We start from the raw sequence: 18,219 nt of genomic DNA, 5'->3' as shown, positions 1-18,219 counted from the left end.
GGGTTGGGTGGGGTTGGGTGGGGTGGGGTTGGGTGTTATGGGCGGGTGTTGGATTTGTGGTTGGTGGCCTTGGTGAGGTCGTCGGCGGGGCGGCCGGTGCTGGTGCGGGCGCCTTCCGCGACCGAGGGGACCTTCCCGGTGGGGGTGATGGGGGACGGCGCGGTCGCGGTGGGGGTGGTGGAGGCGCTGTCGCCGGCGGCCACCGCCGAACTGCCCGCTCCGGTCGCTACCTTGCCGGCACCGGCCGGGCCGGCCGTACGCACCTCGATGGTCTCCACCTCCTCGTGCATCGGCTCAAGCGCGGCACCCGCGTCGTACTCGGCCCACTCCTGCTGCTCGCGGTGCCGCCGTAGGGCCACCGCGCCGGCCAGCCCGGCAACCACACCGGCGGCCAGCAGGCCGACCATCGTCCCGCTGCGGCGGGACTTCTTCTTCGCCCTCATCTTCTTCGCCTTCCTGCTGACCTCAGCCTGCTTGGCAACTGCGGCCTTCTTTCCCTTGGCGGCCCGACTGGCTGCGTCGGACTGCGCATGACGTACGGCCAGAGCGATCGGCGCGAGTGCGGCGGCCGTGGTCGCGAGCCCGCTCGATGCCCGGTCCCGAACGATCACGGCGGTCGGTGCCATCGCACCACGGGCGGCCTGGAAGCGCGGGCCGACCGTGTCGCCGGCTCCCCTCGCGGCATGCGTGGCAGCCTGCCTCAGGTGACCGACGCCGCGGTTCAGTTCGGCCCGGGCCAACTGCGCCTGGGTCTTACGCCGCCAGTTTCCAAACACGGTCCCACCTCCTGGGAGTTGCTCTGTCTCATCCTCCACCTTCGGATGCCTCCGCATGTCCAGATCGGGCACATGGGAGGATCCGCATGGAACTGACCAACGAGTAAGGAGTACCCGTGGCCGAGGCTGTCTACGCCACCGTGCACACCAACGCCGGCCCGATCCGGCTGGAGCTCTTCGCCAACCACGCGCCGAAGACCGTCCGCAACTTCGTCGAGCTGGCCGAGGGCACGCGCGAGTACACCGACCCGCGGACCGGGCAGCCGGGCAGTGGGCCGTACTACGACGGCACCATCTCGCACCGGGTGATCAGCGGGTTCATGATCCAGATGGGTGACCCGACCGGGACCGGCCGTGGCGGGCCGGGTTACACCTTCGCCGACGAGTTCCACCCTGAGCTGCGGTTCGACCGGCCGTACCTGCTGGCGATGGCGAACGCCGGGCCGGGCACCAACGGCTCGCAGTTCTTCATCACCGTCTCGCCGACGCCGCACCTGAACAACCGGCACACCATTTTCGGGCAGGTGGCCGACGAGCAGTCCGCGAAGACTGTCGATGCGATTGCCAACACCCCGACCGGTCCCAGCGACCGGCCGCTCCAGGACGTCGTCATCGAGCGCATCGAGATCGAGCGCTCGGCCTGACCGGGCGCTCGCGGCAGATGCCAGTTGGCTGGGCCGGCCTGCGGGTTCGCGGTCCGGTCCATCAGCTCACCGGGTGCCGTTGCTGGCACACCGGCGAGGGCGGACAACGACCACGGCGGTTGGGGGCTGGTCCGGACACGACACCCGTGTCCGGACCAGTCCCCCGCACCGCGGGCCGGGTTGCTGGCGAGCGATCGGGCCGGGGTACGCCTCGACCCGTCTGAGTGGTGGCTCGGGGTACCTTTGCTCGCATGACTGAGCGCTCGGGGATCTGGAGCCAGCGATGAGCGAGTCCCCGCCGACCACGCCGGCCTGCTACCGCCATCCCGGACGAGAGACGTACGTCCGCTGCACCCGGTGCGACCGGTCGATCTGCCCGGACTGCATGAACGAGGCGTCGGTCGGGTTCCAGTGCCCGGAATGCGTGTCGGAAGGGCGTCGTAGCGTACGGCCAGCACGTACCGCCTTCGGCGGCGGCGTCGTCGGTCGACACGGCTACGTGACCAAGACCCTGATCGCCCTCAACCTGCTGGTGATGTTGGCGTCGATCGCTTCGGACCGGGGTGGGGACGCGGCGGCCGGCGGAAACGGCTTCGGCGGTTTGATGGGTGGCAGCACCCCGTTGACCGAGTGGGGTGCGGTGTTGGGTCGGGCGATGTTCCTCGACGGCACCGTGGGCGGAGTAGCCGAGGGCCAGTGGTACCGCCTGCTCACCGCGATGTTCCTGCACTACGGCGTGGTGCACCTGCTGCTGAACATGTGGGCGCTCTGGGTGCTCGGCCGCTCGCTGGAGGCGGTGCTCGGGCCACTGCGGTTCGCCGCGCTCTACTTCATCGCCGGCTTCGGCGGCAACGTCGCGGTCTACGTGTTCAGCGCGCCGAATCAGATGTCTGCGGGAGCGTCGACCGCCATCTTCGGCCTCTTCGCGGCGATCTTCGTGATCATGCGACGGCTGGGCCGGGACACCTCGGCCATCGTTCCCATCCTGGTGATCAACCTGATCTTCACCTTCACCGTGCCGCAGATCTCGATCGCCGGTCACCTGGGTGGCCTGGTGTTCGGCGCGCTGATGGCTCTGGTGCTGGCCTACGCGCCGCGGTCGCACCGGACGCTTGTGCAGTTCGGTGGTGGCGCGGTCATCGTCGTGGCGCTGCTCGGGATGGCCTTGGTCCGGACGGCCGCGTTGCTGGGCTGACCTGCTCGGACACGGTGCCGGCAAGGCTCGGCCCGGTCAGGTCGGCGGGGCCGGGGCAGGTCAACCGGTGCCGTCGGGCCTGCTCGCACGCGCAATCCGCAACGCCTCGGCGACCTCGGCCGGGTCGGCACCGAGATCGAGCCGGCTGAACAGGTGCAGTGACTCGCCCGCGTCGATCTCCAGCATCGGGCCGGCGAGTGCACGTCCGGACCGTTGCACCTGAATGGTCTCCACCGCTGGCCAGGGCAGGTGCCGTCGGCTCAGCAGCCCAGCCGGAACGGTGATGCCGGTCTCGTCCACCGCCAGCCGCACCGGCGTGACCAGGTCCCGCAGGCCCCAACCCGTGAGCACCGCCGCGGCCAGCCCACCGAGCACCGGCCGGAGCTGGTCTCCCTCGGCGAGCAGAATCCCCAGGGCGAGCACGGTGGCTGCCGTAGCCAGCTTGAGGGCCGGTAGGGCCGGGGGCACCCGCCACTGCTGCGCGATCGTGTCGTACGCCACAGCACCAGCATGCCAGCGCCGTCGGGCACCGGCATCCGCCCCGGGACCGGCGGTCGACGAGGGCGGGGACGGGAGGGTCGGCCGGGGTGGGCGTAGGATCGGGAACAGCTCAAGTTACCCGGGAGTAGACATGAGTGACGCGGTTATCGTCGGTGCGGTGCGTACCCCGGTCGGGCGGCGTAAGGGCAACCTGGCCACGGTGCACCCGGTGGATCTGTCCGCGCACGTGCTGCGCGCCCTCACCGAACGCACCGGCATCGATCCGGCCCAGGTGGACGACGTGGTCTGGGGCTGCGTCTCGCAGGTCGGCGAACAGTCGTGGAACGTCGCCCGGAACGCCGTCCTGGCCGCCGGCTGGCCCGAGTCGGTGCCCGGCACCACCGTGGACCGGCAATGCGGTTCCAGCCAGCAGGCACTGCACTTCGCCGCGGCCACGGTGCTCTCCGGGCAGGCGGACCTGGTTGTCGCCGGTGGCGTGGAGTCCATGACCCGGGTGCCGATGGGCTCCAGCGTGGCTGGCGGAATGCCGTTCAGCGAGCAGATCCTGGCCCGGTACCGGGGGGTCGAGGGTGTCGCCGAGGACTCTCCGCTTCCCTTCAACCAGGGCGTCGGGGCGGAGTTGATCGCCCGGCGATGGCGTCTGTCCCGCACTCAGCTCGACGAGTTCGCCCTGGCCAGCCACGAGAAGGCCGCCGCAGCGCAGGACGCGGGTGCGTTCGAGGCTGAAGTTGCTCCGGTGGTGCTCGCCGACGGCGGCAAGTTCGCGATGGACGAGGGCATCCGGCGTGACACCTCGTTGGAGAAGCTGGGCGAGCTGGCCACTCCGTTCCACCCTGACGGTGTGGTCACCGCCGGTTCGGCCTCGCAGATCTCCGACGGTGCCGCCGCGCTGGCGGTCACCACGAGCGAGTGGGCCAGCCGGCACGGGCTGCGTCCGCTGGCCCGCGTGCACACCGCCGTGGTCGCGGCCGACGATCCCGTCGCCATGCTGACCGCGCCGATCCCGGCGACCGCCAAGGCGCTGCGCCGCGCGGGGCTGGGCATCGAGGAGATCGGGGTGTACGAGGTGAACGAGGCGTTCGCCCCGGTGCCGTTGGCCTGGTTGGCGGAGACCGAGGCGGACCCGGAGCGGCTGAATCCGCGCGGCGGTGCGATCGCCCTCGGGCATCCGCTCGGCGGTTCCGGTGCCCGGATCATGACCACGATGCTCGCCCACATGCGCGACAACGGCATCCGCTACGGTCTGCAGACCATGTGTGAGGGCGGCGGCATGGCCAACGCCACCATCCTCGAACTCATCTGACCCCACCCACTCCAACCTGTTCGATGGGGCGGGGGTGGGGCGTGGAAATTGCAAAAAGCATGTCGAGCGGCCACGTCACGGTGCGGGCGGGGTCGTTGGGCAGGTCATGGACGTCTTCTCCCGAACGTTCCTTCCTGCCGCCGCCGAGGCGGGCCTGGCGGTGCAAACCGCCAGCCGACACATGCCGGTGTTCCGTCGCTGCGTGGGTTCCGGCGACGCCACCATCCTGGTCACCCGGTGCAGCCGGCCCGACCGGCCGGTCAACGGGGACTATCTGCTGCTGCTCACCCACCGGCGCCTCGTGGTCACCCGGCAGACCCGGGTGCTGCACCGGCTCCGTCTGCACCTCAACACGGAACTCCGCGAGCTGAGCCACGTCACCTGGAGCCCCGACCCGCGACTGCACTGCGTGGAACTGGCCGCTACCGCGATCGACGGCATTCGTGAGCGCTTCCTGATCCGTACCCAGTACCCGAAGCAGGTGTGGCAGTTGGACGCGTTGTTCAACCACGCTTTCCGCACCCGCGTACGCAGTGCACAGCCGAGGATCGTGGCCACCGTCGCCGAGGCGCCCGCCCCCCAACCGGTCACCCTCCAACCCGTCGCGGCCCGTTGACAGCCCCCAAAACGATCTTGGTACGAAACCGCCCCCTGGAGGGCTGTTCCGTACCAAGATCGGTGGTGATGGTGGTGGTCAGTAGACGCGGGAGCCGATGAAGTCGTCCCGTCCATAGCCGACGGGCTGGGCGAACGACCGCGACTCGAAGGACCACTGCTGCCGGGAGTTGCTGGAGCAGGTGGCCAAGCGCAGTCGGGGCGTGCCGAGCAGCGGGTTGTCGAAGGCCAGGCAGAGGTTGCTGTTACCGGCGGCCCGGATCTGGTTGCCGGAGAAGACGAACTTCTGGTTGGTGCCGCCGTGGCAGTCGTAGATGTTGACCGCCGTGCCCGAACTCAACGAGCCACCGGAGACGTCCAGGCACCGGTCGTGGGAGAGTTCGGAGTGCAGCGACTGCCGCGTCGGGTCGTACCAGAAGCCCTGGTTACGCCCTCCGTGGCAGCGGTACGGCTGCTGAACCGTGCCGTTGCGTGAGTCGTACCCCTTGCCGTCCACGCAGGTGCCGGTGGCGGCGTTGCGCAGCTGCTTGAACTCCATCAGGCCGGGGTAGAGCACACCGTTGCCGGTGCTGGCCGGGTCGACACAGGTCCCCCGCGGTTGGCCGGAGGCATAGAACTGGGTGATGCACTGGGCGAACATGCCGTGCCCCCGCTTGTTCGGGTGGAACGACTGGCGGGCCGCGTTCTCGTCCCAGACGCCGATCTCGATGTAGAGGCCGCGCACGGACGTGTTGTCGGTGCACACCTCGTGACCGTGGAAGAGTCGACTGCCGTCGAGGTAGCGGGTGCCGGTGTTGGCCGCTGCCGCCCGTAGTGCCGACTCGAACAGCGGCACCGCCTTGTTCCGGGCGAACGCGGCGTCGGCCAGGTACAGCAGGCAGCCGCCGGAGTACCAGCCGGGGAAGTTCGGGTTGTCCTCCACGTCCGGGCTGGCCGGGCTGGAGTACGACATCAGCACCAGCTCATAGTCGGAGCTGAGGTATCCGGCGTTGGTCATGGTCCGGCGGATGTCGGTCAGCGCTTCCTCGACGGCCCGCCGGCTGCCGTCGGTACGTACCTCCCACTGGTCGGTGTAGGTCGGCCAGCAGGGCCCCTGGAAGAGCACGCGGCGCAGCGCGCAGTCGGTGGCGACCGGACCGAACTGGATCGTGCCGTCACCGTTGGCGCCGACCACCACCCAGATCAGCTTGATGTTCGTGTTACGCGCCTTGATGGCGAGATGGTCGCCCTGGTTCAGTTCGTTGTGCTGGGTGGGGCCGCCGGCGATCAGGTTCCACGGGGTGGCCCCCGAGCAGGCGATGTTGTATCGCTCGTCGGAGGCGATCTCGGTCCGGAAGACCGCTTGGTCGTACGAGCGGTCGCACCAGTTGCCCGGCTGGTGGGTGCCGGGCACGTAGTTGCCGACCCCCTCGCCGGAGATCTGGCTGTCGCCCATCGTGATCAACGCGGTGCGGCGTTGGTCGAGCGGGCGGATGCCGGGCGAGCCGTAGAGCGCGGTGGCCTCGGCGGCGCGGACGGTTTCGAGGTGGGCGGGAAGCGGCTGGACGGCGGGACGGTCGGCCGCGGCGGCGGGTGAGGCCGTGGCCAGCATCGGCAGGACGAGAGCGGTGGCGAGGACGGCGACCTCGGCAAGGCGCCATCGAGGCGTCCGTTCACGCCTGGCGTGGGTACCAGACATCGACGCACTCCTTTCGGCACGATCGCGGGACGTCGATCGAGTTACCGGACGGTAACGCGTGCCATGGAGGCATGTGAATAGATCTCGGAATACTTGCGCGCTGCGCCCAACCGGGCCAATGACCCCTTTTCAGGCTGGACCGCTCCTCGGGCAGCCGCTGCGCCTGTGATCCGGGCCACCCGAGACCGACGGTCAGCGCTCCTCGGGCAGGGCGTAACCGACGTAGCTGCGGAACTCCAGCCGCCAGCCGGTCGGCAGCAGGTCGGCGCAGAGTTTCCGGCTGCCGACACAGAGGATCGCATCGACCGAGGCCGGATCGGTCGGTGGTCGATCGTCCAGCACCGACTGCAGCGCCAGCAGGTCAGGCGGCCTACCGTCCGTCTGACGGAGCAGTAGCCACCAGGGGTACTCCCAGTCGTCGTTGCGCTGGGACAACCCGATTCGGCGTGCGCCGGCAGCCTGCACCGCGTCGGCCGCCCAGCGGTACTCCGCCGCCCACTGAGGACGCCGCACGAAGCGGCTCTCCCAGTCGGAGGTGGTGAAGACCGAGTCAGCGCCGACCAGCCGGCGCGGGAAGCCGTACGACACCGCCAACACCCCGGCCAGCGCGCACGTGGCCAGGATCGTCACCACGAGCCCGGCGGCGATGTGGCGCCTGCCGGCGTCACCCGCCGGGCCGTCTGGCCGTTCGCCGACGACGGGCGCGACCTGATCCGAGCGGCGGAGGAAGGCGTCGAGCCAGAGACCGGCCAGCGGCACCGAGGCCGCGAGCGCGTAGAGGATCAGGCGATTCCCCCACGGCTGCCACTTGATCATCGCGGTGTGCAGCACCACGGCGACGACCACCACCAGGGAGTACGCGCGCAGTGCCCCCGCCGCGCCCGGACTGATCCGCACGGGATGGCGCAGGGCCGCCACCGCACCGACCAGCGCCAGTGCCCCGGCCAGCGGGAACGCCACCCGGTCCTCGTCGGGATACCAGGATGCGACCGGGAAGATCTCCTGTCCGAAGGTGATCGCGCGGTCCTGCGGGTCGACCCCGAGCAGACCGGCCACCCGGATGATCGCCTCGGCGGACACGTCACGGAGCGGTGCCAGTGGAGTGTCCAGCGCGGTGTGCCCGATCCGGAGCGCGTTCACCAGCACCGACGCCGGGTCGTGCCGCTCCATCGGAACCGACGTGCGCAGCCGCTCCGGCCCGAGCGGGTGACCGAACTCGGCGTACACCCGGCCGAGGAAGGGGCCGACCACCAGGGCGGCGACCAGCAGGATCAGGGCGGAGGCACCGACGGTACGAGCGAATTCCGCGACCGGAGCCCGACGGCGCGTGACCCGCCGGTCGACGTACGCCAGGCGAAGCTGGGCCAGTCCCCAGAGCACCAGTAGCGGACCGACGGCGAGCAGCCCGCTGGTCTTGGTGACCGCGGTCAACCCGGTGGCCGCGCCCAGGGCGAGCAGGTCACCCGGGTGAGCACGTCGGCGTAGCCCGTCCAGCGCCAGGGTGGCGGCGCAAAGCACCCAGGCGGCACAGACCAGGTCGGTCTGGGTACTGGTGGCCTGCAGGGTCACCATCGGCGTGGTGGCCAGCACGAAGACGGTGAAAAGCTGGGCCCGGCGACCACCACCGAGCTGCGCGGTCACCCGGGCGACCGCGAGCAGACAGAGCACTCCGGCCGCCCACTGGACGAGATGGTGCAACGCGTCGCCGCCGGTGAGGAGCCGCAGGTGCAGCAGCAGGTACTCGGCACCCGGCGGAATGGTGACCTGCCGATGGATCGCGGTCGCCCAGAACGTCAGATCACCCTGAGCCACCCAGCGTTCCACCTTGGGCAGGTGATACGTCTGCGAGTCGAAGTTGTTCGGCGCGGCCAGCAGGGCGATCAGCAACTCGACCAGGAGCAGTCCGACGACCGTGCCGGTGAGCAGCCGTTCGCCACGGCTCGCCGTACGCCAGAAACCGCTGACGGCGGTGCGCCAGCCACCGACCGCCGCTCCGTGCGGCTCGGACGGTGTCGGTGGTCGGTCCGGTCCCCCGGTGACCGTGCCGGCCGGGGCACTCGACGGCGCGGTGAGTACGCCCGCCGCTTTCGGCAGGCTGGAGCGGCCCGAGTTCCACGGCGAAGCGGCGGCGGCCCTCCCAACCAGGACGGTGGCGCGGCGACCGGCTGAGTCGTCCACCCGGACCGCAGCGTCCACCCGTCGACGCCACCCGGCGGCCACTGCCGCCACGGTGAGGAAGAGCAGCCAGGCCAGCCCGAACGCGGGCGCGGTGAGCAGCCGCAACGCCCCCAACACCTCGACGGTCGCGACCGCGAAGGCGCCGACGGCGAGGGCCGCTCGGATCACCGCGAGCCGCTGCGGCGCCACCGTGCCCACGTCCCGTGGTCGCAACGCCACGCTGAGCAGAGCGAGCGTGGCGACGGGAACCAGGACGAACGGGAAGCCGGCGACCGACATGGCCGGAAGTAAACACCATCAGCCTGGATGCCCAACCGAGGATCACCGTCGGTGGTCGGCACCAGCGGGCTGACCTGCCGGGCTAGGCTAAGGCCGACACATTGTCCGCCCTCGTGGAGATTCCCGTGAAGCTGTCGATCCTCATGCCGGTCTACAACGAGGAGGAACGCATCGCGGACGCCCTCAAGCAGGCGCTGGCGGTCGAGTACCCATGCGAGATCGAGCTCGTGGTGGTCGACGACGGCAGCCGCGACGGCACCGGTGAGGTCCTCGGGCGCGCCGACGACGCCCGGCTAAGGGTCATCACGCACCAGCGCAACGCGGGCAAAGGCGCGGCCATCCGCACGGCGGTGGCCAACGCCGACGGCGAGTACATGGTCATCCTCGACGCCGACCTGGAGTACGACCCACAGGACATCCCCAAGTTGCTCGCCCCGGTGCTGGACGGCCGGGCGACGGTGGTCTACGGCAACCGCACCTTCGGCAGCCACAGCGCCTACAGCTTCTGGTACGTGATGGGCAACAAAGGCGTCACCATGGCGGCGAACGTGCTGTTCAACTCCTATATCGGAGACCTGGAAACCTGCTTCAAGCTGATGCCGGTGGAGCTCTACCGCTCGCTGGACATCCGTTCCCGCGGGTTCGGCATGGAGGCTGAGGTCACCGGCAAGCTGCTGCGCCGCCGCATCCGGCCGTACGAGGTGCCGATCAGCTACCGGGCCCGGGGCCGTGAGGAAGGTAAGAAGATCACCTGGCGGGACGGTGTCGAGGCGCTCTGGATCCTCGGCCGGGAACGCACCCGCCGCAAGCGCGACGCCGCGCCCCGTTGACCAACCCGTCCGTTGTGCGTGCGCACCGGTTCGCGACATGCCGACCTACCGCCGTTGCGGGCCGCGACATGCCGCGAACCGGGACGATCACACCAGCGCGGGTGACAGGAAGCCGGTGATGGCGCGGCGCAACCCGCTCGCGTCCAGCCCGTGCCAGCGCGCGTGATCCGCCGCCGAGCCGTAACGGCGCAACTCCTCGCGACGTACCCCGAGCGCCATCAGCCGGTGCGGCCGGTCGATCAGCGCTGCCGCGACCAGCCGGGCTGAGGTGCCCGCCAGATAGGGCTCGACCAGGATCACCTCGCGGTCGGCGAGCGCCCGCAGCCCAGTGGTGTCGAACGGACGTGGCCGATGGGTGTACGCCACCGTCACCGGCAGGCCCGCGACCGCGCTGAGGGCCGCGTCCAGCATGGGACCGACCGCGACCAGCAGCGCCGCGCCCGGCCCCGCGTCCCGCACCACCACCAGCGCGCCGTCACCGCCGTACGGCTCGGCGTTGCGCAGCGTCGACAACCGCAGGTACGCCGAGCCGTCGGCGGCGACCGCCGCGCGCAGCAGCGCTGGCACCTCCCCGGGGTGGCCGGGAACGTGCACCGTCCACCCGGACAGGGTGTCGAGCAGTGCCACGTCCGCCGGACCGAGGTGGGTACGACCAGATTCCGCCCGGTCGTAGGAGGCGCCCACGCTGACCAGAACCGCGCTCACGTCCTGATGATCGAGGTCGAGCTTGATCTGTTCGTACGTCCGCTCCACCAGGAACGGCGCGTAGCTGTGCACGATCGGCCGCAGCCCGGTCAGCGCCAGCCCGCCGGCCACGCCCACCATCAACTGCTCTCGAATGCCGACGTTGAGCACCCGGTCCGGGTGCCGTCGGGCGGCGGCGGCGAACGCGTCGGCGGAGATGTCGGCGAGTACCAGCGCGGTACGCGGATCCTCGGCCAACAGCGCGGTGGTGGTGTCCACGAACCTGTCCCGCATCGTCACTCCCCGTCCTCGATGACCGCGACCACGAGGTGCGGCCGATGCCCGTGGTGCCCGGTCAGTGCCGTGTGGAGAGCGCCGTGGTCCCGCCCGTCGACGGTCACGGCGGTCCAGCCGTTCGCGGTGAAACGCGTGGCCAGGCCACCGGGCCAGCCGTGGGTCGCGGAGGAGTTGTCCACCACGATCGCGGTCAGGTTGGCCAGGCCGACCGCTCCGGCGTACGCGATCGCCTCATGGTTGGAGCCCTCATCCAGTTCGGCGTCGCCGAGCAGCACGTACACCCGGGGTTCGAGCAGCCCCTGGGCGCGCAGCCCGAGCGCGGTACCGACACCCAGGCCCAGCCCGTGCCCGAGCGAACCTGAGCCGATCTCCACGCCGGGGACCAGGGTCCGGTCCGGATGATCGCCGAGCCGACTCTCCGGCCCGCCCTGATCGTCCAGCCAGTCGGGCGGTATGAAACCCTTCGCGGCGAGCAGCGCGTAGTAGCCGGCCACCGCATGGCCCTTGGATAGCAGGAAGCGGTCGCGGTCGGGGTCGTCGACGGTCGCGGGGGTGATCCGCAGGACCCGGTCGTAGAGCACCTGGAGCACATCGAGGGTCGACAGAACGTTCGGGTTGAACTGCCGGCCGGCACGTACGCGCTCCAGCATGGTGGTGAGCGGGCCGCGTCCGTCGAGTGGCGCGGCGGCCTCGGCGACCCGGGCCGTGGTGGCGAGTGTGGTCATATGGATAGCCTGCAAGTTGAAGCGCGGTTCAACTCAAGGCGACGTGATGCAGGAAGCTCTGACGATCGGTCAACTCTCCGCCCGTAGCGGGGTGGCGCAGTCCGCCCTGCGCTACTACGAGCGGCTGGGGCTCATTCGGGCCGAGCGCACCAGCGGCAACCAACGCCGTTACCACCGCAGCGAGCTGCGCCGGGTGGCGTTCATCCGGATCGCCCAACAGGTCGGCATCTCGCTGGAGGAGATCCGTACCGCGCTCGACTCGTTGCCCGCCGCCCGCACCCCCACCGCCGAGGACTGGGCCGAGCTCTCCACGGCCTGGCGGGCTCGGCTGGACGAGAAGATTCGCCTGATGAGCCGGCTTCGCGACGACCTGGACGCCTGCATCGGCTGCGGCTGCCTGTCGCTGCGTCGCTGCACCCTCTACAACCCGGAGGACAATCTGGGCGGTGAGGGCCCCGGAGCCCGCCTGGTACTGCCCGGCTGACGGGCTCAGTCGACGGTGAGCAGCACCTTACCGACGTGCTCGTTCGATTCGACGAGCCGATGCGCCTGCGCCGCGTCGGCGATCGGCATCCGTCGGTCGATGACCGGACGCACCCGGCCCTTCTCGACCAGCGGCCAGACCTGCTCGCGTACCCCGCGTACGATCTCGGCTTTCTGCGCCAGCGGCCGGGAGCGCAGCGCGGTGGCCGCGACCGTACCGCGCTTGGCCAGCAGTGCGCCCAGATCCAGCTCACCCTTGCGACCACCCTGCATGCCGATCACCACCAGCCGCCCGTCGGCGGCCAGCGCGGCGACGTTACGCCCCAGATAGGACGCACCCATGATGTCGAGAACGACATCCGCGCCCCGACCATCGGTGACCCGCCAGACCTCCTCGACGAAATCCTGCTCCCGGTAGTCGACGAGCAGGTCGGCGCCCAACTCGCGCAGCCGGTCGTGCTTCGTGGTCCGCGCCGTCGCCACCACTGTCGCGCCGAGCGCGGCACCGAGTTGGACCGCGAAGGTGCCGATTCCGCTGCCACCACCGTGCACCAGCAACGTCTCTCCCGCCGCCAGGCGGGCCACCTGCACCACGTTCGACCAGACCGTGCACGCCACCTCCGGCAACGCGGCGGCGTCGACCAGGTCGACGCCCGCCGGCACCGGCAGCAACTGCCCGGCGGGCACGGCCACCCGCTCGGCGTACCCACCGCCGGCCAGCAGCGCACACACCTGGTCACCCACCTGGACGCCGGCCACGTCGGGACCGATCGCGCTCACCACCCCCGAACATTCCAACCCGGGGTACGCGGGCGCACCCGGCGGCGGCGGATAGTGCCCCTGCCGTTGCAGCAGGTCGGCCCGGTTCACCGCAGTGGCCCGCACCTCCACGATCACCTCACCCGGCCCCGCCTGCGGCTCCGGCACCTCACTCCAGGTCAGCACATCCGGCCCGCCGGGCTCCGCAATGGTGATCGCGCGCATAACCCAGTCTTACCCCACCCCGCTCTTCCAACCCCCCACAACCCCGTTGATCATGAGGTCAGCGGCACTGTCTGATCTTCGGAGCACCGCTAACGTCATGATCAACGATGGTGGGGGTTGGGAGGGTGGCTCGGCGGTTCGCCGTCGTGCCGGGCGTGGCAGACTAGGCACGGCCACGCGCTGCGTGGTCCGGGAGGGTTCGCCTAGTGGCCGATGGCGCTGGTCTTGAAAACCGGTAAGGCAGCAATGTCTTCGTGGGTTCGAATCCCACACCCTCCGCATCTCTGGACAGCAAAAACGCCCCCTGACCAGCGCGAACGCTGACCAGGGGCGCTTCTATGGGTGGTGAATGAGTCTCACTTTGTCTCGCCCGGTGCCGCCGTGTCTCACTGGTCGTGTCGTTTACGTGTCGGCGTCGCCCGGCGCTTCCTCGTCCTGGTCGTCGGTGCCTAACGCTCCCTCGATGCGCTTCCGGGCGGCCTCATCCTGGCCGTCGATGCACGAGGCGTAGACCTTCAACAGCACATGCACGCTGTGCCCCGCCCATTGGGCAACCTGGGTAGCCGGCACTCCGGCGTTGAGCCAGAGCGACACGGCGGCGTGCCGCAGGTCGTACGGCCGGTGCGCCAGCGGTGAGCGCTGCTGAGCCGGTGTCAGCGCTGCCTCGCGTGCCTGACGCCAGGCGCGCAGATAGGTGCTCTTGGACACCGGCGCGGGTCGCGCGCCAGCGGCGTTGAACATCCGCCCGTTGGCGTCGCGGCAGTGCGCCCGGACGTGCTGCCGCAGGATGCGAACCAACTCCGGGCAGGCCGGGACATCGCGGGTCGCCTTCTTTGCCCGGTGCTTCAACTCCCGATCTTCCAACGATTTGCCGCTGTCGCTCCAATCCTCGCCTACCTGCTGCGTAGAACCGCTGAGGCGGAGCCAACCCCATCCCTTTTCGGGTAGCTCGCATTCGTCGGCGCGTAGGTGGATTACCTCGGAGGGGCGGAGCGCGGCGAAGTACATGCAGGCGAAGAAGCCTTCCAAGTGCGGATCGCGCTCGCGCACTGCCGAGAGTAGGGAACGCGCCTGTTCAGGATTCACGACCACCTTCCGGTCAACCTGATCGGTGTTCTTCGGCGCTCGCCACTGAATGAAGTCCATTGGGTGAGCTTCGAGATAGCGAAGTTCAACCGCGTACTTCAAGGCGCTGTAGAAGACGGCCCGCTTCCTTGCGACGGTGTTCGCTGCGGCAGGGCCACCGTCGATCCGAACGGTAAGAGCGTCGAGTGTCTTCCTGATGGTGGCTGGATTTGCCACGTCGGTGAGCGGCAGGGTGTTCGCGGTCAGCCACCGGATTACCGGCGCAAGGTGCTCCGGCGGTATGCCGTTGTCTCGGTCGCGCTGCAACTTGTTGAAGGTCCAGGTGTAGAGGGCGTGACGAATCTCGGCGTCGTCCGGTGCACCGCGTGATGTGGCGAGCAGGGCGAGCGTGACTGTGGTGAGCGCATCGGCAATGCTCTTGCGCTGTGTTGCTGCCGCACGCGGCCACTTCATATCCACGAATGCAACGGCGACGTCGTACCAGTTCCGGCTGTTCAGTTCCCGTGCCATCGGTTCCGGTAGCCCGGTCTTCTCATCGAATGCCGTTCCCTCGCGCTGCGCCACGACCAGCTTTGATCGGAAGCTCTCGGCGAGTGCCCGAGTGGCGTACGTGTTTCGGAACGGCTTGCCGGCAACCTTCCATCGGACCGTGTACGACTTCCGCTTGCCCGATAGGTCGTTGGTCAGGATCGCGTGAATGCGTACGTCGTAGCTGCTCAAGCGGCCTCCTCGTGATCGTTGAGCCAGGTGTCCAGGTCGCGGCGGCGGACGTAGAGGCTGCCGTTCGGGTACTTGATGGTTCGGGGTGCGCGTCCGGTGGCCTTCCAGCGGAAGAAGGTCGACCGGGGTACGCGAAGTTCGTCCAGCACTTCGGCGAGGGTGAGCAGGTTGCCGGTGGAGGTGCGGCGGGCGGTCATCGGCGGGTGTCCTCCCTCGGGGTGGCGTCGATGTAGATGCGCTGGAACATCGGGGATCGGCGGTCGGGGTAGGGCCGGGAGACGTGGCGGATGTGCAGCACTTGAGCGATGGCGGCGAGTGCTGCGGGTGTGCCGTGCAGCCTGATTCGCACGCTGATGGCCTTTCGATCGATGGCGGTCACTTGTGGAGGTACACGGAGGTATCGCCGCAGAACGCCGCAGAACGGCCCGCTGAGAGCGCCGTGGAGGCAAGATCTCGGGTGTCCCGGTGTAGGGCGTAGGGCGTTGCGCTCTCAGGCGCTCTCAGCGGGCCGTTTCCGGCCACCGGCGGACCGGTCGAATGGCCGGTGCCGCCCGGCGGTGGGGCCGGGAGGCGTTGACACGTTGACAATCCGCCGACATACGAGCGTTTCCGCAGGTGGTGGCGGGTGTTCGAGCGTCAACGGGGGCCGTTGACAGGCGTTGACACCCGTTGACACCGGGCGGGCCGGCGGTGGATTGTCAACGCCTGTCAGCGGCTGTCAACGCGACCCGTTGACACCCTCGCGGGTGTCCTGGCCTGCGGAAACGTCGCCGTCGGGGGCAGGTGTCAGCGTGTCAACGCTTCCGGGCTCCTGCTCGGCGGTGGCGCGGGGGTGCAGTTCGTAGCGTCCGTCCGGCCCGTGGCGGACCCATCCGAGCGCGGCCAGTTCGGCGAGCACCGCCGACACGTCGTCGGACTTCGGTAGTCGGCGGGACACCCGGCGGTGTAGCTCCCGGCGGGTGAAGGTGGCCATGTTCTTGCCGGTGAGCACGCCGAGCACGTACCGGGCGTTCTCCACCGCGCTGTCGGTGCCGATGGTGGTGAGGGCGGCCCGGTAGTGCGCGGCGAAGAACTCGGCGAGCCGTACGGCGTCGCCCATGCGGTCGGCGTCGATCGGCCGCAGCCACGCATCGGTCGGATGGTGCGCCACATGCAGCAGCCCGGCCAGCCGCAGGGTTGCGCCGGTGAGTTTGTTGCCCCACTCGCGCATGTCGTACAGGTTGCCGCCGGGCCGTAGCTCGGTTTCGACCTGCTCGGCGGCAGCCCGGCGTACCCGGCCAGCGTCGTCGGTGAGGGTGACCACGTTCGGGTCGGGCCACTCGGCGAACGTCGCGGCCAGGTCGTGTACCCGGTGGCGGTAGCCGGCGGTGACCTGCTCGGGCACCGGCGGCGTGTCCACCGGCCGGTATCCGGCCAGGGATCGGGGTAGGGCGAACAGGAACCGGGCCGGCAGGCCGCGCCCGGCGAGGTCGGCGTTTCCTCCGAACTTGCGCAGCACGGTCGGTTGCGCCATCACGCACACGGTCAACGCGGGCTTGTCGACGGATGCGCCTTCGCGGGTCTGCCGTTCGTTGCTCATCGGCTGTCCGGCGTGCCCTTTCAGGTAGGGGTCAAGGTTCGGCGCACCGGAGTACCGGCCGGCGAGGGTGTCGAAGATCCCGCCCTCATCCGAGATGATCGCCATCCGGCCACCGTTCGCGGCCATCAGGCCGATGAGCGCCTCGGGGGTGGCGTCGTCCACGATCAGTTTCGGCAGGGTCGGCACCGTGATCGCCTCGGCGGCGATGGCAGCGGCGACCGCTTCGGCGGCTGCTTCGTCGCGCTTGTGCGGGTCGCTGGCCTTTGCCGCAGCGGTCTTCGCCTGCTCGGCCTGCCGGTCGGCGATGTCCCGCAGCGCGGCGGCCTCAGCGATCCGAGGCCGCGCCGCCTCGGCGAGCGTCGACTGAGCGGCGAACAGGGGTGCGGTCATCGCCCGATGTACGGGGGACTTCCGCTCGCCGGGGCCGGCGATGACGGCGGCGAAGATGTTCACCGGCTCCCGCCACCCGGCGACGGGTTCGACGTCCAGCCGGCCACCCGCGCACGCGGACAGGACGGCCATGGCGAGGGTGCCGGCCATCGCCGGGTCGGTGGCGGTAAATCGGGCCACCCCGGTCACCATGTCGCCCAACCAACGGGGAAACACCTCCACCGGGAACGCCGGCGGCGCGGTGGTGGGGCCAGTCAAGGGCACTGGAACATCCCACAGCGGCCCGCCCGCAGACGGTTCGGCGGCGGCGTCCGGGTGGTCGGTGGTCACGAGGTGGAGACGGGCGGCGCTCATGCGGCCACCTGCCGAGGCCGGCGGGCACCGGCGGTCAGGCCGGATCGGACGGTGCGATACGCCTCGGCGGTGCTCAGCCCGGACGACACTGCGGCCTGTTCCAGCACGCTCTCCGCGTCATCCTCGGTCAGCGCGCCACCGGCCACCAACTGCCCGAGCGCGACGGCGGCCACGTACAGGCTGCGGTTCCGCTCGCCCGGCGCGGCGGCGGTCACCCGGTCGACTTCCCGGGCGATGGCGGCCCGCACGTACGCACCGGCCCGCCCGGTGCCGAGGTCGACCACCACGGGCCGCTGCGGCGGCAACGGTGCAGGGGCGAGCAGGTCGGCGAGCCAGGTCGGCAGCGGCGCGGGATCGACGTCGAGCGCCACCGTGTAGGGCCGTGCGGCGACGGTGCTACCGGCGGCTACGACGTAGCCACCGGCGGCGCGAGTGTCGACCATCGGCCCGAGCGTCCCGGCGGTGTTCCGCAGACCCGGGCCGGTGCTCGGGTGCTGGTAGTAGAGGTGGATGCCGCCTCGGCCGGTGGTGACGGTGTAGGTCGGGTCGATGGTCGCCCGGTGGGTGTCGGCCAGCTCGGCGAGCACCGCCAGGCCGTCCCGCCCACCCGCCTCGGCGGACCGTTTCGGGGTGTCCAGGTCGAGCACCACGAGGCGAGACGGTCCGCATGCGATGCCGATGCCGTACGGGCGGGCGGACCATGCGCGGCGGACACGGTCCGGGTCGGTGGTAGCCCGGTCCTCCCACCCAAGGTGCCGGCCGGCGGCGCGGCAGCGCGGGTCACGGCCGGTGCACTGCTCGGCAGCATGGTCGGGGAAGGCGGGTCGCTTGTCATCGGGACGTAGCGGGAAGACGTGCCAGCCGCGTTCGGCGTGACCGAGCGCGGCGGTGAGTAGGTCAGGCATGGGGATGTCTCCT

General features: G+C 70.1%; 18 protein-coding genes and 1 tRNA gene. 7 read left to right on the top strand and 12 right to left on the bottom strand.

Features of this window, described 5'->3' with window-relative positions:
* Positions 1–35: 35 nt before the first annotated feature.
* Complete coding sequence (locus tag Vlu01_RS13235; protein WP_203998448.1) at positions 36–833, bottom strand: hypothetical protein; 798 nt, start codon at positions 831–833, stop codon at positions 36–38.
* A gap of 59 nt (positions 834–892) precedes the next feature.
* Here Vlu01_RS13235 and Vlu01_RS13230 point away from each other — a divergent pair, with 59 nt between their 5' ends.
* Positions 893–1,420, top strand: a complete 528-nt coding sequence (locus Vlu01_RS13230; protein ID WP_203998445.1) for a peptidylprolyl isomerase — start codon at positions 893–895, stop codon at positions 1,418–1,420.
* A 283-nt stretch (positions 1,421–1,703) separates the two neighbouring features.
* Complete coding sequence (locus Vlu01_RS13225; protein WP_203998442.1) at positions 1,704–2,615, top strand: rhomboid family intramembrane serine protease; 912 nt, start codon at positions 1,704–1,706, stop codon at positions 2,613–2,615.
* 60 nt (positions 2,616–2,675) lie between these two features.
* On the opposite strand, the gene Vlu01_RS13220 is transcribed toward Vlu01_RS13225, so the two are convergent.
* Positions 2,676–3,116, bottom strand: a complete 441-nt coding sequence (locus Vlu01_RS13220; protein ID WP_203998439.1) for a PH domain-containing protein — start codon at positions 3,114–3,116, stop codon at positions 2,676–2,678.
* A 130-nt stretch (positions 3,117–3,246) separates the two neighbouring features.
* Here Vlu01_RS13220 and Vlu01_RS13215 point away from each other — a divergent pair, with 130 nt between their 5' ends.
* Together Vlu01_RS13215 and Vlu01_RS13210 are read left to right on the top strand one after the other, a co-directional pair.
* Entirely contained in the window at positions 3,247–4,419 is a 1,173-nt protein-coding gene (locus tag Vlu01_RS13215) for an acetyl-CoA C-acyltransferase (protein ID WP_203998436.1), read from the top strand.
* A 106-nt stretch (positions 4,420–4,525) separates the two neighbouring features.
* Positions 4,526–5,035 (top strand): hypothetical protein, encoded by a 510-nt coding sequence (locus Vlu01_RS13210; protein ID WP_203998434.1) that lies wholly within the window; start codon positions 4,526–4,528, stop codon positions 5,033–5,035.
* Between the two features lie 78 nt (positions 5,036–5,113).
* Here the strand turns inward: Vlu01_RS13210 and Vlu01_RS13205 are convergent, their stop codons facing one another.
* On the bottom strand, positions 5,114–6,712 hold the full coding sequence (locus Vlu01_RS13205) for a ricin-type beta-trefoil lectin domain protein (RefSeq protein WP_203998432.1): 1,599 nt from the start codon (positions 6,710–6,712) through the stop codon (positions 5,114–5,116).
* Between the two features lie 192 nt (positions 6,713–6,904).
* Positions 6,905–9,169, bottom strand: a complete 2,265-nt coding sequence (locus Vlu01_RS13200; RefSeq protein WP_203998429.1) for an ArnT family glycosyltransferase — start codon at positions 9,167–9,169, stop codon at positions 6,905–6,907.
* Between the two features lie 125 nt (positions 9,170–9,294).
* Here Vlu01_RS13200 and Vlu01_RS13195 point away from each other — a divergent pair, with 125 nt between their 5' ends.
* Positions 9,295–9,999, top strand: coding sequence for a glycosyltransferase family 2 protein (locus Vlu01_RS13195; RefSeq protein ID WP_203998427.1), 705 nt, complete (start codon positions 9,295–9,297; stop codon positions 9,997–9,999).
* An 87-nt stretch (positions 10,000–10,086) separates the two neighbouring features.
* Here the strand turns inward: Vlu01_RS13195 and Vlu01_RS13190 are convergent, their stop codons facing one another.
* Both Vlu01_RS13190 and Vlu01_RS13185 read right to left on the bottom strand, forming a co-directional pair.
* A complete protein-coding gene (locus Vlu01_RS13190; protein ID WP_203998425.1) occupies positions 10,087–10,977 on the bottom strand; it encodes a transketolase family protein in 891 nt (296 codons plus the stop codon).
* Between the two features lie 2 nt (positions 10,978–10,979).
* Positions 10,980–11,705: a thiamine pyrophosphate-binding protein gene (locus Vlu01_RS13185; protein ID WP_203998423.1), complete on the bottom strand. Its 726-nt coding sequence runs from the start codon at positions 11,703–11,705 to the stop codon at positions 10,980–10,982.
* A gap of 46 nt (positions 11,706–11,751) precedes the next feature.
* On the opposite strand from Vlu01_RS13185, the gene soxR reads away from it, so the two are divergent.
* Positions 11,752–12,189, top strand: a complete 438-nt coding sequence (gene soxR, locus Vlu01_RS13180) for a redox-sensitive transcriptional activator SoxR (RefSeq protein ID WP_203998420.1) — start codon at positions 11,752–11,754, stop codon at positions 12,187–12,189.
* A 5-nt stretch (positions 12,190–12,194) separates the two neighbouring features.
* Here the strand turns inward: soxR and Vlu01_RS13175 are convergent, their stop codons facing one another.
* Positions 12,195–13,172 (bottom strand): NAD(P)H-quinone oxidoreductase, encoded by a 978-nt coding sequence (locus Vlu01_RS13175; protein ID WP_203998417.1) that lies wholly within the window; start codon positions 13,170–13,172, stop codon positions 12,195–12,197.
* Between the two features lie 192 nt (positions 13,173–13,364).
* Between Vlu01_RS13175 and Vlu01_RS13170 the strand changes: the two genes are divergently transcribed.
* Positions 13,365–13,451, top strand: a tRNA-Ser gene (locus tag Vlu01_RS13170).
* Between the two features lie 123 nt (positions 13,452–13,574).
* Here the strand turns inward: Vlu01_RS13170 and Vlu01_RS13165 are convergent.
* The 5 genes from Vlu01_RS13165 to Vlu01_RS13145 all read right to left on the bottom strand — a co-directional run bounded on the left by Vlu01_RS13165 (position 13,575) and on the right by Vlu01_RS13145 (position 18,206).
* Complete coding sequence (locus Vlu01_RS13165) at positions 13,575–14,978, bottom strand: tyrosine-type recombinase/integrase (RefSeq protein ID WP_203998414.1); 1,404 nt, start codon at positions 14,976–14,978, stop codon at positions 13,575–13,577.
* Complete coding sequence (locus Vlu01_RS13160; RefSeq protein WP_203998411.1) at positions 14,975–15,175, bottom strand: helix-turn-helix transcriptional regulator; 201 nt, start codon at positions 15,173–15,175, stop codon at positions 14,975–14,977. Before Vlu01_RS13160 ends, Vlu01_RS13165 begins: the two co-directional genes overlap by 4 nt.
* Positions 15,172–15,327, bottom strand: coding sequence for a hypothetical protein (locus Vlu01_RS13155; RefSeq protein WP_203998408.1), 156 nt, complete (start codon positions 15,325–15,327; stop codon positions 15,172–15,174). Before Vlu01_RS13155 ends, Vlu01_RS13160 begins: the two co-directional genes overlap by 4 nt.
* A gap of 369 nt (positions 15,328–15,696) precedes the next feature.
* Complete coding sequence (locus tag Vlu01_RS13150) at positions 15,697–17,301, bottom strand: YfjI family protein (RefSeq protein WP_203998405.1); 1,605 nt, start codon at positions 17,299–17,301, stop codon at positions 15,697–15,699.
* Positions 17,298–18,206 (bottom strand): bifunctional DNA primase/polymerase, encoded by a 909-nt coding sequence (locus Vlu01_RS13145; protein ID WP_203998402.1) that lies wholly within the window; start codon positions 18,204–18,206, stop codon positions 17,298–17,300. Before Vlu01_RS13145 ends, Vlu01_RS13150 begins: the two co-directional genes overlap by 4 nt.
* Between the last annotated feature and the right edge of the window lie 13 nt (positions 18,207–18,219).

Source organism: Micromonospora lutea, from assembly GCF_016863535.1.
Taxonomy (GTDB): domain Bacteria; phylum Actinomycetota; class Actinomycetes; order Mycobacteriales; family Micromonosporaceae; genus Micromonospora; species Micromonospora lutea.
Note: the sequence above shows the minus strand (reverse complement) of the source record. Positions and strands in the feature narration are given on the sequence as shown.